The organism is Streptomyces sp. NPDC058257 (genome assembly GCF_042881845.1).
Classification (GTDB): domain Bacteria; phylum Actinomycetota; class Actinomycetes; order Streptomycetales; family Streptomycetaceae; genus Streptomyces.
This window is the reverse complement of record NZ_JBHVXJ010000015.1, coordinates 134,608-149,023: the sequence shown is the minus strand read 5'-3', so window position 1 is coordinate 149,023 and position 14,416 is coordinate 134,608. Positions and strand designations below refer to the sequence as shown.

Annotated in this window: 16 protein-coding genes; 9 read left to right on the top strand and 7 right to left on the bottom strand. The window is 72.1% G+C overall.

Annotated features, from left to right (window positions below):
- Positions 1-4: 4 nt before the first annotated feature.
- Positions 5-931: a carbohydrate ABC transporter permease gene (locus ACFVXC_RS30305; protein WP_389911482.1), complete on the bottom strand. Its 927-nt coding sequence runs from the start codon at positions 929-931 to the stop codon at positions 5-7.
- 296 nt (positions 932-1,227) lie between these two features.
- Between ACFVXC_RS30305 and ACFVXC_RS30300 the strand changes: the two genes are divergently transcribed.
- From ACFVXC_RS30300 to ACFVXC_RS30280, 5 genes are all read left to right on the top strand, one after another.
- Entirely contained in the window at positions 1,228-2,217 is a 990-nt protein-coding gene (locus ACFVXC_RS30300; RefSeq protein WP_389911625.1) for a LacI family DNA-binding transcriptional regulator, read from the top strand.
- A gap of 91 nt (positions 2,218-2,308) precedes the next feature.
- Entirely contained in the window at positions 2,309-3,826 is a 1,518-nt protein-coding gene (locus ACFVXC_RS30295) for an SDR family oxidoreductase (protein ID WP_389911479.1), read from the top strand.
- 73 nt (positions 3,827-3,899) lie between these two features.
- The gene (locus tag ACFVXC_RS30290) at positions 3,900-4,484 is read left to right on the top strand and encodes a sigma-70 family RNA polymerase sigma factor (protein ID WP_389911476.1); all 585 of its coding nucleotides are present in this window, start codon (positions 3,900-3,902) and stop codon (positions 4,482-4,484) included.
- The gene (locus tag ACFVXC_RS30285) at positions 4,481-5,236 is read left to right on the top strand and encodes an anti-sigma factor domain-containing protein (RefSeq protein ID WP_389911473.1); all 756 of its coding nucleotides are present in this window, start codon (positions 4,481-4,483) and stop codon (positions 5,234-5,236) included. The genes ACFVXC_RS30290 and ACFVXC_RS30285 overlap by 4 nt, the downstream gene beginning before the upstream one ends.
- A 97-nt stretch (positions 5,237-5,333) precedes the next feature.
- A complete protein-coding gene (locus tag ACFVXC_RS30280; protein ID WP_389911470.1) occupies positions 5,334-6,698 on the top strand; it encodes a cryptochrome/photolyase family protein in 1,365 nt (454 codons plus the stop codon).
- Between the two features lie 346 nt (positions 6,699-7,044).
- Here the strand turns inward: ACFVXC_RS30280 and ACFVXC_RS30275 are convergent, their stop codons facing one another.
- Positions 7,045-7,323, bottom strand: coding sequence for a metal-sensitive transcriptional regulator (locus ACFVXC_RS30275; protein WP_389911468.1), 279 nt, complete (start codon positions 7,321-7,323; stop codon positions 7,045-7,047).
- Positions 7,324-7,404: 81 nt separating this feature from the next.
- On the opposite strand from ACFVXC_RS30275, the gene ACFVXC_RS30270 reads away from it, so the two are divergent.
- Positions 7,405-7,986: a rhodanese-like domain-containing protein gene (locus ACFVXC_RS30270; protein WP_389911466.1), complete on the top strand. Its 582-nt coding sequence runs from the start codon at positions 7,405-7,407 to the stop codon at positions 7,984-7,986.
- Positions 7,987-8,003: 17 nt separating this feature from the next.
- Here the strand turns inward: ACFVXC_RS30270 and ACFVXC_RS30265 are convergent, their stop codons facing one another.
- The 4 genes from ACFVXC_RS30265 to ACFVXC_RS30250 all read right to left on the bottom strand — a co-directional run bounded on the left by ACFVXC_RS30265 (position 8,004) and on the right by ACFVXC_RS30250 (position 10,350).
- The gene (locus ACFVXC_RS30265) at positions 8,004-8,588 is read right to left on the bottom strand and encodes an alkaline shock response membrane anchor protein AmaP (RefSeq protein WP_389911463.1); all 585 of its coding nucleotides are present in this window, start codon (positions 8,586-8,588) and stop codon (positions 8,004-8,006) included.
- Positions 8,588-9,553 carry a DUF6286 domain-containing Asp23/Gls24 family envelope stress response protein gene (locus ACFVXC_RS30260; protein ID WP_389911460.1) on the bottom strand — a complete coding sequence of 322 codons (966 nt, stop codon included), beginning with the start codon at positions 9,551-9,553 and terminating at the stop codon, positions 8,588-8,590. The genes ACFVXC_RS30265 and ACFVXC_RS30260 overlap by 1 nt, the downstream gene beginning before the upstream one ends.
- The gene (locus ACFVXC_RS30255) at positions 9,550-9,735 is read right to left on the bottom strand and encodes a hypothetical protein (RefSeq protein ID WP_389911458.1); all 186 of its coding nucleotides are present in this window, start codon (positions 9,733-9,735) and stop codon (positions 9,550-9,552) included. The genes ACFVXC_RS30260 and ACFVXC_RS30255 overlap by 4 nt, the downstream gene beginning before the upstream one ends.
- Before the next feature lie 93 nt (positions 9,736-9,828).
- The gene (locus ACFVXC_RS30250) at positions 9,829-10,350 is read right to left on the bottom strand and encodes an Asp23/Gls24 family envelope stress response protein (RefSeq protein ID WP_389911456.1); all 522 of its coding nucleotides are present in this window, start codon (positions 10,348-10,350) and stop codon (positions 9,829-9,831) included.
- Between the two features lie 262 nt (positions 10,351-10,612).
- Between ACFVXC_RS30250 and ACFVXC_RS30245 the strand changes: the two genes are divergently transcribed.
- The 3 genes from ACFVXC_RS30245 to ACFVXC_RS30235 are packed head-to-tail and all read left to right on the top strand — an operon-like array spanning position 10,613 to position 12,233.
- On the top strand, positions 10,613-11,137 hold the full coding sequence (locus ACFVXC_RS30245; protein WP_389911622.1) for an RNA polymerase sigma factor: 525 nt from the start codon (positions 10,613-10,615) through the stop codon (positions 11,135-11,137).
- Positions 11,128-11,871 (top strand): hypothetical protein, encoded by a 744-nt coding sequence (locus ACFVXC_RS30240; RefSeq protein WP_389911453.1) that lies wholly within the window; start codon positions 11,128-11,130, stop codon positions 11,869-11,871. Before ACFVXC_RS30245 ends, ACFVXC_RS30240 begins: the two co-directional genes overlap by 10 nt.
- Entirely contained in the window at positions 11,868-12,233 is a 366-nt protein-coding gene (locus tag ACFVXC_RS30235) for an Asp23/Gls24 family envelope stress response protein (protein WP_389911450.1), read from the top strand. Before ACFVXC_RS30240 ends, ACFVXC_RS30235 begins: the two co-directional genes overlap by 4 nt.
- 50 nt (positions 12,234-12,283) lie before the next feature.
- On the opposite strand, the gene ACFVXC_RS30230 is transcribed toward ACFVXC_RS30235, so the two are convergent.
- Positions 12,284-14,332 (bottom strand): ATP-binding protein, encoded by a 2,049-nt coding sequence (locus ACFVXC_RS30230; protein WP_389911448.1) that lies wholly within the window; start codon positions 14,330-14,332, stop codon positions 12,284-12,286.
- Between the last annotated feature and the right edge of the window lie 84 nt (positions 14,333-14,416).

Here is a 14,416-nt window from a genome sequence, read left to right as displayed (position 1 = left end):
CGGGTCACGCTCCCTTGCGCATGCCGCGCAGCTGGACGGCGTAGGCGATGACCATGGTGATCAGGCCCATGACGATGGCGACCGTCGCGGAGTAGTTCTGCTGCTGGCCCGCGAAGGACAGCGAGTACGTGTAGAGGTTCGGGGTGTAGTCGGTGGTGATGGAGTTGCGCGCCAGGTTCTGCAGGATGCTCGGCTCGTTGAAGAGCTGGAAGCTGCCGATGATCGAGAAGATCGTCGCGATGACCATGGCGCCGCGGATCGCGGGGAGTTTGATGGCCGTGATGACGCGGATCTGACCGGCGCCGTCGATCTCCGCCGCCTCGTACAGGGAGTGCGGGATGACGCGCAGCGCGGAGTAGAAGATCAGCATGTTGTAGCCCACGAACTCCCAGGTGACGATGTTGCCGATCGACGCGAGGACCAGCGAGGGCGAGAGCGGATCGGGCAGCGAGACGCCCAGGACGTCGTTGATGTCGCCCACGAGCCCGAAGCGTGTGCCGTACATGAAGCCCCACATCAGCGAGGCCACCACGGCGGGCACGGCATAGGGCAGGAAGACCGAGATCCGGAAGAAGTCCTTGCCGTACAGCCGGCCGCTGTCCAGGGCGAGTGCCACGAGCAGGGCGATGCCCAGCATGATCGGGACCTGGACGGCGAGGAACAGCGAGACCCGCCCGAGAGACGCCCAGAACTGGCTGTCGCTCAGCGCCTGTTGGTAGTTGTCGAGGCCCACGAACGTGGTGCCGCCGATGAGTTGGTCACGGAAGAGGCTGAGGTAGACCGAGTAGGCGAGGGGAGCCAGGAAGACCAGGGCGAAGACCGCCACGAAGGGGCCGATGAACCCCCAGCCCGTCCAGGAGCGACGGCTCCGTGATGCCGGTGGTCGGGAGGCACGCCGCTCCGCGGCTCCCTGCAGGTGAAGCGTCGTCATGTCGTTCCTCGCTCGTCCATCTCGGAACCGGCGTCACATGTCGCGATGTTTGCGTAAACACGCGTCAACACAGCGGTGTGACAAGGGCGTGTACCGAGCGCCGCAGGGTGTTATGTTTACGTAAACATTCAGTGGCGGAATGTCTACACTGCCTCGATGGCGACGGTCAAGGGTCGGCCGAGAAGCCGAGAAGGCTCCACACACACCCGGCGAGGGAGACAGTGCAAGCAGCAGACAGCACCCCGGCGAACGGCGCCCCCGGTGAACGGGCCGCGCGCCGCGGGCAGAGCACGTCCATGGCCGACGTGGCCGCCCTCGCGGGCGTCTCCTCGCAGACCGTCTCCCGTGTCTCCAACGGCTATTCGGGCGTCACCGAGGAAACCCGGCAGCAGGTGCTCGCCGCGATGAAGGAGCTCGGCTACCGGCCCAACAGCGCGGCCCGTGCCCTCAAACGCGGCGAGTTCCGCACCATCGGCCTGATCACCTTCACCCTCTCCACCACGGGCAACGTACGCACCATCGACGCCATCGCCACCTCCGCGGCACAGGAGGGGTACGCCGTCACGCTGCTCCCCGTCGCCGTCCCCACGCAGGACGAGGTGCGGGGCGCCTTCTCCCGCCTCGGGGAGCTCGCCGTCGACGCCGTCATCGTCATCATGGAAGTGCACCTGCTCGACGCGGCGGCCCTCTCCCTGCCCCCTCATGTCCAGGTCGTCGTGGCCGACTCGGACGCGGGGGACCGCTACACCGTGGTCGACACCGATCAGGCGGGAGGCACCCGCGACGCCGTACGGCACCTGCTGGACCTCGGACACCGGACCGTGTGGCACCTCGCGGGGCCCGAGGACTCCTATGCCGCGCAACGCCGCGCCGACGCCTGGCGGGCGACGCTCGTGGATGCCGGGTGCGACCCGCCGCCGCTCGTACGCGGCGACTGGTCGGCGCAGTCCGGATACCGGGCCGGGCTCGACATCGCGGACCAGGAGGAGTGCACGGCGGTGTTCGCCGCCAACGACCAGATGGCCCTCGGCCTGCTGCGCGCCCTGCACGAGCGCGGCCGCAGGGTGCCGGACGACGTCAGTGTCATCGGCTTCGACGACATCCCCGAGTCCGGCTCCTTCCTGCCGCCCCTGACGACCGTCCACCAGGACTTCGCCGAAGTGGGGCGCCGCTGCGTCGAGGGGGTCCTGCGGCAGATGCGGCAGAGCACGCCGGAGCGCGGCACCACGCTGGTGCCCACGCGGCTCGTACAGCGGCAGAGCACCGCACCGCCGCCTTCGCGCTGACCCTCTTTCGCCTCCGCTGATCGCGCGCTACGGACCACAACCGGGAGAAGGTGGGAAGGCGAGAACATCGTTCGAGGCCAAAGAGGTGCCCATGGACAGCGGCGAAGACGCGCAGGGGCTGCGCTGCCTGGTGACCGGGGCGACCGGTTACATCGGAGGGCGCCTCGTTCCCGAGCTGCTCGACGCGGGGCACCGGGTGCGCTGCCTAGCCCGCACGCCGAGCAAGCTGCGCGACTACCCGTGGGCCGGGCGGGCCGAGGTGGTGCGGGGCGACGCGTCCGACGCCGGTTCGGTCGGCGCGGCCATGCGGGACATCGACGTGGCGTACTACCTCATCCACGCGCTCGGCACCGGATCCGGCTTCGAGGAGACGGACCGCGAGACGGCCCGGATCTTCGCCGAGCAGGCCCGCGCCGCGGGCGTCCGGCGCATCGTGTACCTGGGCGGTCTCACCCCGCAGGGCGTCCCGGAACAGGAGCTCTCGCCGCATCTGCGCTCACGGGCCGAAGTGGGCCGGATCCTCCTGGAGTCCGGCGTGCCGACCACCATGCTCCGCGCCGCCGTGATCATCGGATCCGGCTCCGCGTCCTTCGAGATGCTGCGCTACCTCACCGAGCGCCTGCCGGTCATGGTCACGCCGAGCTGGGTGCGCACCCGGATCCAGCCGATCGCCGTGCGCGACGTCCTGCGCTACCTCGTGGGCGGCGCCACCATGCCCGACGAGGTCAACCGGGCCTTCGACATCGGCGGCCCCGACGTCGTCACGTACCGCGACATGATGACCCGGTACGCGACCGTGGCGAAGCTGCCCCACCGCCTCATCCTGCCGGTTCCCATGCTGAGTCCGGGCCTCTCCAGCCACTGGGTCGGCCTGATCACCCCCGTACCGGCCTCGATCGCCCGGCCGCTGGCGGAATCGCTGCGGTACGAGGTCGTCTGCCACGAGCGCGACATCGCTCGGTACGTTCCCGACGCACCCGGCGTCCCGATCAGCTTCGACAAGGCGCTCGCACTGGCCCTCGAACGCGTGAAGGACGCCCAGGTGAGCACCCGGTGGTCGTCCGCCTCGCTGCCCGGCGCCCCCAGCGACCCGCTGCCCACCGACCCGGACTGGGCCGGCGGCAGCCTCTACACCGACCGTCGGGAAGAGACCGTGGACGCCTCGCCTCAGGAGCTGTGGCGGGTGGTGGAAGGCGTGGGGGGCGACAACGGCTGGTACTCCTTCCCGCTCGCCTGGGCCGTGCGCGGCTGGCTGGACCGGCTCGTCGGCGGAGTCGGGCTCAGACGGGGCCGCCGGGACGCCCAGCGGCTGCGGGTGGGGGACTCGCTGGACTTCTGGCGGGTCGAGGAGATCGAACCGGGGCGGCTGCTGCGGCTGCGCGCCGAGATGCGCCTTCCGGGCCTCGCCTGGCTGGAGATGTACGCGGACCAGGACGAGAAGGGGCGCACCCGCTACCGGCAGCGGGCGCTCTTCCACCCGCGCGGCCTGCTCGGGCACGCGTACTGGTGGAGCGTCTCGCCGTTCCACGCGCTCGTCTTCGGCGGCATGGCGCGCAACATCACACGTACGGCCGAACAGCGCACCGCCAAATCCGCGCAGAAAACGTGACCCACCGGCAATCCGATGACGCACCGGCTCCGAATCACCTCTGAAGGCGGCCAGCGTCCAGGAGGATCACCGGGTGAACGAAGTGGTGCACATCAGCGGGGCCCCCTCGGCGGGCCCCGATCTGGCCGAGCTGTTGGGCCGGGTGGCCCGCGGCGACCAGCAGGCATTCGCCTCGCTGTACGACGGGGTGTGCTCTCCGGTCCTGGGTGTCGTGCGCACGGTGCTGCGCGATCCTGCCCAGTCCGAAGAGGTCGCCCAGGAGGTGTTGGTGGAGGTGTGGCGCTCCGCCGCGCGCTACCGGCCGGACCGGGGGAGTGTCATGAACTGGGTGCTTACGATGGCGCACCGCAGAGCGGTGGACCGCGTGCGTTCCGTCCAGGCGTCGGCCGAGCGCGACCACAAGGCGGCGCTGCTCGAACGCACACCGGCCTTCGACGAGGTGAGCGAGCAGGTGGAGTCCCGCCTGGAGCGCGAGCAGGTGCGCCGCTGTCTGCGCAATCTGACCGAACTGCAACGGCAGTCGGTGACCCTCGCCTACTACCGGGGGCTGACCTACCGGGAGGTCGGCGAGCTTCTCTCCGTACCCCTGGGGACGGTCAAGACCCGGCTGCGCGACGGCCTCATCCGCCTGCGCGACTGCCTGGGGGTGAACGCGTGAGCGCCGCCGATCTGCACACGATGACGGGCGCGTACGTCCTGCATGCGCTCGCGGACGAGGAGCGCACGGAGTTCGAGCGGCATCTGGAGGTCTGCGAGGCCTGCACCCAGGAGGTACGTGAATTGGCAGCCACAGCCGGGCGCCTTGCCCGTGCCGTGTCGGTCGCACCTCCGGCCCATATGAAGGCCGAGGTGCTGCGGCGGGCCGCCACGGTACGCCAACTGCCGCCGCACACGCCCGCGCCGGGGAAGAGCGCCGGTGGCAGCGCCCGTGGACGGCGGCTGTCCCGCTTCGCCCTCGCCGCGTGCCTGGCCGCCGCCGCGGGGTTCGGCGGGATCGCCGTGTGGCAGTACCAGCGGGCCGACGAGGCGGGGACGCGGGCGCAGGACGCTCAGCAGCGGTCCGAGAAGCTGGCCCGGGTGCTCGCGGCGCCGGACGCCAAGGCCTCCACCGGGCGGCTCTCCGACGGTGCGACCGGCACGGTCGTGGTGGCCAAGAGCCTCAACCAAGCCGCCTTCGTGGCGGCCAAGATGCCCGAGCCGCCGTCGGGCAAGGTCTACCAGCTGTGGTTCAACGACGACGGGACGATGCGGTCGGCCGGTCTCATGGATCCGGCCCGCAGCACCGAAGCCGTGCTCCTGGCAGGACCGGTGGACAAGGCCTCCGGCATCGGCATCACCGTGGAACCGGCGGGTGGCTCCGACAAGCCGACGTCCGACCCCCTGGCCCTGATGAACTTCCCCTCGGTGTGAGCAGTCGCAGCCGCAGCATGAGCAGTCGCGGCAACAGCATGAGGAGCCCCGGAAACAGCATGAGGACCCCCAGCAACAGCATGAGGAGCCGCAGAAAGTGACCGTATCGATCGTCCTGTTCACATCCGACCTGCGCCTGCACGACAATCCGGTCCTGCGTGCCGCGATGCGCGACGCGGAGCGCGTCGTCCCGCTGTTCGTGTACGACGACGGGGTGCGGGCCGCGGGGTTCGACGTGCCCAACCGGCGTGCCTTTCTCGCCGACTGCCTTCAGGACCTGGACTCGGGGTTGCGGGGGCGCGGCGGTCGGCTCGTGATCCGCAGCGGTGACGTCGTCGACCAGGTCTGCCGGGTGGTGCAGGAGATCGGGGCGCAGGGGGTGCACGTCGCGGGCGGGGTGAGCCGGTACGCGACGCGGCGCGAGGAGCGGCTGCGGACCGCGCTTGAGGACACCGGCTGCCGCCTCGTCGTGCACGACGCGGTCATCACCGCTGTCGCGCCGGGGGAGTTGCTCCCGGCGGGCAAGGACCACTACGCCGTGTTCACGCCGTACCACCGGCGCTGGTCGGCAGCGGGCGTACGGGACGTCGTGGCCCCTCCGCGCAAGGTGCGGGTGCCCGACGTGGCGTCGGAGAGCGTGTTGCCGCGTGCGGAGATCACCGGCGTCTCGCCGGGACTCGACGCAGGCGGCGAGAGCGCCGGACGCCGGCGGCTGCGAGCATGGCTGTCCGGTGACATCACGCAGTACGAGGACGGTCAGGACGACGTCGCGGGCGACGCCACCTCACGGCTCTCCCCCCACCTGCACTTCGGCACCCTGTCGGCGGCCGAAGTCATCCACCGGGCGTCCCGCGAGGGCTCGTCCGGGGCGCAGGCGTTCGTACGGCAGCTGGCCTGGCGGGACTTCCACCACCAGGTCCTCGCCGCCCGCCCGGACGCCGCGGCTCAGAACTACCGCCCGCGCGGTGACCGATGGCGTACGGACAAGAAGGAGATCGCGGCCTGGGCCGAGGGGCGCACGGGCTACCCCTTCGTGGACGCGGCGATGCGACAGCTGAGCCATGAGGGCTGGATGCACAACAGGGCGCGGTTGGTGGTGGCGAGCTTCCTCACCAAGACGCTCTACGTCGACTGGCGGGTGGGCGCCCAGCACTTCCTGAGCCTCCTGGTGGACGGCGACGTCGCCAACAACCAGATGAACTGGCAGTGGGCGGCGGGCACCGGGACCGACACCAGACCCAACCGTGTCCTCAACCCCGTGATCCAGGGCAAGCGTTTCGACCCGCGCGGCAGCTACGTACGCCGCTGGCTGCCCGAACTCGCCGATGTCCCGAACCGGTACATCCACGAGCCGTGGAAGCTCCAGGGCCAGGACCGGGCGGACGCGGACATCGACTATCCCGACCCGATCATCGACCTGGCCGAGGGCCGGGCCCGCTTCGAGCGGGCCCGCGACGTCTGAGAGCCGGGGACGCCCGTCAGCAGGAGGGGCGGGTGTGCCGGATCGGGTGAAGGTGGATCCGAGACCAACCCCGGTGCGCCCCGCGACGGATTCCCGTCCCGTGAACGAAGAGCGGGCGACGCGGGGACGGCGCGCACGGCAGGTGCGCCCGGGGGCTCGGGGCCGGGCCCCGGGCCGAGGCCGCTTTCGACGGCGCGGCTGTCGGGTGCTCGGCGGTGTCTCCACCACCTGCCGAAGAGCTGACGGACACCGCCGGATGCCTCCGCCGACCCGTCCAGAGGGACGCGGAGGCTTTCGGCGGTCACAGGGGTCAGTGCGCTCAGCGGGGTCAGTGCGCTCAGCGGGGTCAGGCCAAGGAGAGGAACAGCTTCTCCAGACGGGCCCGCATCAGGTCCCGGTCACCCGCCGCCCGCTCACCCTCGGCCATGCAGTGCTGGAGGCCCGTCGCGATGATCGCGAACCCGGCCCTGTCAAGGGCCCGGGAGACCGCGGCCAGCTGCGTGATCACGTCCTCGCAGTCCCTGCCATCCTCGATCATCTTGATGATGCCGGCGATCTGGCCCTGCGCCCGGCGCAGGCGGTTGAGCACCGACTTCAGCTCGTCGGCCGCCATCTCCAGCTCCACGCTGCCACCTCCATGAATACCCCTGGGGGTATTGTAGCCTGCGGGAGTGAGAGCCTTGTTTCAACGAAAGGAAAGCTCCACATGACTCCCCCCACCGATCTGACCCCCACGGACCTGGCCCCCGCCCAGGCAGCCGACCGCCTTGACCGCTACACCGTTATCGACGTCCGCACCCCGGGCGAGTACGCCTCGGGCCACCTCCCCGGAGCCCACAACATCCCCCTCGACCACCTGCACACGGCGCTGCCCGAGCTGAAGGCCGCCGCCGCCCGCGGTGAGCTCCTGATGGTCTGCTCCTCCGGAAACCGCTCCGCCACCGCGGGCGCCGAGCTGGCCGACGCCGACATCCCGGCCGCCACCCTCGCCGGCGGCACCACCGCCTGGGTCGCGCAGGGCCACCCGCTGCAACCCTCCGAAGGTGCGCCGAGGGCCTGGGCGATGGAGCGCCAGGTCCGTCTCGCCGCCGGTTCCCTGGTCGTCCTGGGTCTCGCCGCCGGAACCCGCTTCAGGCCCGCGCGCTGGCTCGCCGCCGGTATCGGCGCGGGCCTCGTCTTCTCCGCGGCCACCGACACCTGCGGCATGGCCGCCGTACTCGCCAGGCTTCCCCACAACCGTCCTCGCGCCACGGACCTGCGCGACACGCTGGACGCCCTGCAGTCCTGAGGGCGCCCGGCGGACACTCAGTGGATGCGGCGCGTGCGGTGCGGCCGGGTGGTGAGGCGCACGTCCGCCTCCAGGACGCGGGGCTCCGCCGCCGCCCGCGCCTCGGCGACGCTGCCCCGGGCGACCTCGCGCAGCACCCCTTCCGGTGAGGCGTCGGGGTCCAGGACCAGCGTGACGCGGGCCCGCAGCCGACGGGGACGCCCGAGGAGACGTACGTGCGCGCGGGCCACGCCGTCGACGGCCTGGGCCCGTTCGGCCATCGCCGCGGCCAGAGCCGTCGCCGAGAGCGTGACGCCCGCGTGCCCGAGCGGGAGTTCACGCAGCCGTCCGGTGCGGACCTGCGCGACGGTCCAGCAGAGGAACAGGACGACCCCGACGGCAAGGGCGGCGATCACGACGGGCGGCCACCACCCGTGATCACGCCAGCGGCCGAGCATCCCCTGGTCCAGCCACACCCGGTCGGCGCCGATACGGGGCAGGGCCGACGGCATCCGCGCGCGGACGGGAGCGGCCGCGGTGGCGAGGGCGGCTCCCGCGACCAGGAGAACTGCCGCCACACAGAACAGAGTCGAGCGGTTCGTGCTGCTACGGAGTCGGCTCATCAGGGGGTGCTCCTCTCCGCCGTCCCGGGCTCAGGGTCAGGTGCCGCCGGGGCGCGCCAGGTGGGGGTCGTTCTCATCCGAACGCGCAGCCGCAGCGGCCTGGCGAGGCCGAGCTCGGCGGCCGACGCCCCGGCCGCCTCGGTCACCGCCCGCCGCGCACCGTCCACGTCACCGAACTCGAGACCGGCGCGCACCCGTGCCGTACGGCGGCCGACCTCGACCCGGACCCGGCCGACGCCGGGCACGTCGGTCACGGCGTCCCGCAGGAACACCGCGACCGCCCGCCGTTCCAGGACCGCGCGCACGCCCGGCTCCGGCGGCTTCATCGGGAGACGACCGCGTCGGCCCGGCGTGACGGCGAGGACAAGGAGCCACACGCCGAGTGCGAACACGGCGATCGCCGCGAGGACGCCCGAGGCCGTGGCGCTGTCCGGACCATGCGTGGCAAGCCACTCCATCGCCTGGACCCGCCAGCGCGCGGGAGCGTTCCCGGCCGCGTGCACGGACTCCACGTCGTACAGCAGCACTCCGCAGGCCACGGCGGCGGCGAGCGCGAGCACCGCGACCGGCAGCCGGCGCCCGGACCACGGACGACGCGTACGCCCCCCGGCCGCCCCCGCGGCCTCGGTGGCCGCCACCGGTGGTGCGAGCTGCCCGGCGGACCGCGCCCGGGGGGACAGACCCCTCACGCGGATCCGCGCCGATGGCACGGTCAGGCCGGTGAGCCGGGCGGTGCGCTCGGCGACATGCGACCGTACGCGCTCGCCCGCCTCGTCGAGCACGGCGGGATAGGGCAGGGTCACGGTGACACCGACCCGGGCCCGGCGACCGCGTACGGCCGCCGACCCCCGGCTCACCTCGACCGCGCCGGGTGCCAGCGCTTCCGTCGCGGCGCGTTCCGCGATGCGGCGCACCACGCGGTCCGCGACGGTCGTCGTGCCGCGCTCCGCCGGGGGCGTGGTCATCGCCGCTCCCGGTCACGCCCGCCGAGGAAGGCGCGGATGTCCGTGCCTTCGTCGACGAGGCGGCCGACGACGAAGCCGACCGCGCCGAGCGCCGCGACCAGAAGGAACGCGCCGAACCCGCCGAACCACCCGGCGAATCCCAGGGCCATGCCCGCCATCAGACCGACCAGAGCTGTGCTCACCACTCACCTCACACCACAGACAGAAGAGGAGACGTCTTACGGAGACGTCTTACGGAGACGTCCTACGGGGATGTCCTACGAGGGGACGGCGCGCTACTCGACGCGCGTCTCGCCGCCGGCGTCCGCGGTGTCGTCCTCGGGCAGGTGGACGTCGTTGACGGCGACGTTCACCTCGACGACCTCGAGGCCGGTGATGCGCTCCACCGCCGAGATGACGTTCTCGCGCACGTCGTGGGCGACGTCCGTGATGGGCACGCCGTACTCGACGACGATGTCGAGGTCGATGGCCGTCTGCCGCTCGCCGACCTCGACCTTCACCCCGCGGCCGACGTTCGGGCGTCCGCCGGGGACACGGTCGCGTACGGCGCCGATGGTGCGGGACAGGCCGCCCCCCATGTCGAACACGCCGGGAATCTCGCGGGCCGCCATTCCGGCGATCTTCACGACCACGACATCGGCGATGGTCGTCTTGCCGCGCGTCGCCGCCGGCTCGCCCGCGCCCGTAGCGCCCGCGACGGTGGTGGCTCCGAGGGCGCTCTTGTGCGCCCCGCCGGTGAGGTCCTTCTCGGTGCCGCCGGATACGGCTGCGTTCGAAGTGAGGTCCTGCGTCGTCATGGTGGCATCTCCTGGTCGTCTGGTCGTCGTCTGGTCGTCGTCGGGGATTTCGCTCTTCTCCCGCTCTGACCCGGGTGCCGTAGGTCTGTTACGCGCCTCGCGAGAATTTCCGCCTCCGGCATGTAGCGTTCCCGGGCCGCGTAACGCGGCGGGCTTTTCGTGTGTCGTACGAGCACGACTGAAGTGAGAGGAGCCGCGTGTGCCGGGCGACCGGGGCGCAACACCCGAGGAAGCGGACGCGCCGTCGAGACGTGAGGACGGGCTGCTCGCGGTGCGGGCCGCTGAGGGCGACGAGGAGGCCTTCGAAGCTCTCGTGCACCGCCACGCGCCCATAGCGCTGCGCCTCGCCACCCGCCTGCTCGGGAGCCGTCCGGAGGCGGAGGACGCCGTGCAGGACTCCTTCGTCAGCGCCTGGCGCAAGCTGCCCGAGTTCCGCGGAGACGCGCAGTTCAGTACGTGGATCTACCGCATCGTCACCAACCGCTGCCTGAACGTGCTGCGTTCACGGCGGCCTGTCGTGCCGCTGGACGGCCTGCCCGAACCGCCCGCGCCGGAGCACGAGTTCTCGCCCGCGCGGGCGGCCGAGGCGCACGCCGCCGTGCAGGACCTGGCGCGGGCGATGGAAGGGCTCTCGCCGGAACAGCGGGTGTGCTGGGTGCTGCGTGAGCTGGACGGGGCGCCGTACGAATCCATCGCCGAGACGGTCGGTATCAGTCCGGAGGCGGTCCGCGGCCGGGTCTTTAGAGCGCGGCGCTATCTGACGGAGGCGATGGCCGCATGGCGATGAACGGGGAATCCGTACCGGGCAACGAGGTACCGGACAACGAGGCGCCGGACGACGAGGTACTGGACTACGAGGTACTGGACAACGAGCGGGAGGCGGGCTTCGGAGTGCCGTCGGAGGACGAACTGCTGCCCTGCGGCCGGGAGTTGTCGTACGTATGGGAACTGTGGGAAGCGGGCGTGCCCGATTCCCACGCCGAGAGCTGCCCGCACTGCGCGCAGGCCGTGGACGCCCTGCGTCGTCTTGAGGGGATCGTCACGGAGGCACGCGACACGGCGACTCGGGAGCCGGACACCTCCGCGCTCACCGGCCGCGTCATGGACGTGGTGCGGCTGGAACTGCGGCCGGGCCGGACGCTGCCGCTCGGCGACGAGGACGAGGACGCGTGGATCGTGGAGGCCGCTGCCGCCAGAACGGTCCGGGCGGCGGCCGAGTCGCTGCCCGGCGTGCGCGCGGGCAGCTGCCGTATCGATCCGCTGGAGGACGACCCCGCGTCCCCCGCGTCCCCCGCGTCCCCGGCGCCCGCGGGGCGCCTGGCGCGAGGACCGGTCACGATCCGCGTCGAGGTGCAGGTCCCGCTCACGTGGAACCTGCCGGAGGCCGCGGACCGGGTGCGAAGCAAGGTCCTTGCGGCGGCGGACGGCGATCTTGGCATGCGGATCGCGGCCGTGGACGTGACGATCACCGATGTCATCGACGACGCAGGCGACGACGGCGTGGAAGGGTGGCGGCAGTGAACGAATCGGATGTTTCCCGCGTGCTGGCGGAAGCCGTCATAGAAGCGGTCCTCGACACCCCGGGGGTGGCCTTCCTGCGGCCGGGGCTCGTGGATCTCCTGCGCTCTTCGGCCTTGTGGAGGCGGGGGCTCCCCAGTACTCCGGCGGGCTCCGCCGGAGTACAGGTGCGGCGGCGGAAGGACACCCAGGACTGGAGCGTGGAGGTGTACGTCGTCCTGCACCGGGGACGGCGGGCCCTGGACGTGACACGAGAGGTGCGCTCGGCCGCCGCGAAGGCCGTCGAGCGGGTGACGGGGGAGCGGGTGACGGGGGAGCGGGCCGCCCCGGCGCAGATCGCCGTCACGGTCACCGGACTCGTCTGAGATGGGACGCCCAGACCCGAGCGCGCCCGAAACCCGGGTACCCGCTCCGCTCATGTCTGGGTGAACAGCCGCCCCTCCACGGCCAGCGCCAGCACGGCGCGCGGGTCCGCCTCCGCGCCACGACGGAACGCCTGCTCGAAGGTCTGGCTTCCGACGGCCGTGCGGGCGCGGTCCACGGACGCCTCGCGGACGTCGCGCAGTTCGGGTGTGCCGCGCTGGCCGTGCCCCACGGAACGCCAGTAGGTCTGGCCCGTTCCCGACAGCATGGCGGAGGTCTCCCCCCGGCCGAGGGCGGCCGCCGCCGCGGCGAGCACGTCCATGCCAAGGGCGATGCCGAAGCTGTCGCCCAGGCGGCGCTTGCCGTCCAGCATCGCGCGGGCGTGCTCGGCGGCCCGTGCGGGATCGTCCTGGGCCAGCGCGATCAGGGCGAGCTGGTAGTCGGTGTAGGCGCGGGTCCAGCACTCGTCCCTCGCGGCGCAGGCCTCCCGGAGCGAGGTGGCTCGCGCCGCCGCTTCGTCGAGGCGCCCGAGTCCGGTGAGGGCGAAGATCCGTACCAGGTGACAGCGGAGCACCGACGGTGAGGCGAAGGCCGGGCCCGCGCTCTGCCGGAGCGCGGAATCGGCCTCGTCCAGGGCCGCGTGGGGTGCACCGGACAGCAGGTGGGTGATGCCGAGGAGGTATGCCGCGGCGATCCGCCCCTCCACGTCGTCGTCACGAGCCGCGGTCCGCGCGCACTCCTCGCCGAGCTCGGCCGCCTGGGCGTGACTGCCCTGCAGCAGGACGACCACGCCGAGCGCCCAGCGGCCCCTCGCGCGCGCCGGGCTTTCGGTGTCGCACAGCAGGAGTGCCTGCCCCAAGTAGCTCCGGGCCTCGCGCAGATGGCCGCAGCAGCTCCAGAAGAAGGCGACCCGGCCGATGAGTTCGAGGGCACGCTCGGGTTCGGCCGCGGCGAGATGGTCGAGCGCGGCGCACAGGTCGGTGTGCGACGTGGCGACGCGCCGGTACCACGTGACCTGTTCCGTACCCAGCCAGCCCTCGTCGGCCAGGCGGGCAAGACGGAGGAAGTGGTCCGCGTGCCGGGCGGCGGCAGCGTCCTGCTCCCGCAGCTCGGCCAGCCACATCGCCCCGTACTCGCGCACGGTGTCGAGCAGGCGGTAGCGGCCGCTCGCGTCCTGACCGACCACGGACTTGGCGACCAGGCCCGCGAGCGCGCCGGGGATGGTGTCGGGTCCGAGCGGGCCTCCCGTGCAGACGCCCTGCACGGAGCCGTCGTCGAAGGAGCCGCGGAAGACCGAGAGCCTCGCCCAGAGCAGCCGCTCCAGCGGCTCGCACAGCTCGTGGCTCCAGCCGATGGCCGTACGCAGAGTCCGGTGCCGCCGCGGCCAGATGGGCGCCGCCGCCTGCAACTCGCCCTGGTGCGAGCGGAGCCGGGCGGCGAGCTGGCGCGGGGAGTGATGCGCCAGTTGGGCGGAGGCGAGTTCGAGCGCGAGCGGAAGTCCGTCGAGGAGCCTGCAGATCTCCGCCGCGTCCTCCCGCTGCCCCGGCTGCTCCGTGGGGGCCCCGGGCGCGACGGCCGCGGCGCGTTCGAAGAGCAGGGTGAGCGCGTCGCTGTGGCACGGCAGCGGCTCCAGGCCCAGAAGCGTCTCGCCGCGCACGTCGAGCGGTTGCCTGCTGGTGATCAGGACGGTGAGCCGCGGACACGCGGTGAGCAGGTCGGTCACCAGACTCCGGCAGGCTTCGACGAGGTGTTCGCAGGAGTCGAGCACGAGCAGCCGGGGCCTGTCGGACAACCAGTCGCAGAGGGCGTCGATCGGCATGCCCGGCGTGTGGTCGGCCAGGCCGACGGCGTCGGCCACGGTCGGGATCAGCGACCGGTCGTCCGGCAGCGCACCGAGGTCGGCCCAGCACACGTCGCCGAGCACCGCGATGTCCCCGTCGGCCAGGGAGTGCAGGGTGTGCACGGCCAGACGCGTCTTGCCCACCCCGCCCGTGCCGGTGAGCGTGGTCAGCCGATGCGTCACGAGGGTTGAGGCCAGAGTCTGCCGTTCGACGGCCCGCCCCACGAAACGGTCCGTCTCCTGCGGAACATTGCCCACCATCAGGACAGTCTCCACCAGTCGCGGAGACGTGGAGGACCAGGTGCACGAAAGGGGCGCCTCCGCGATCGGCGTGTGCGACACCCC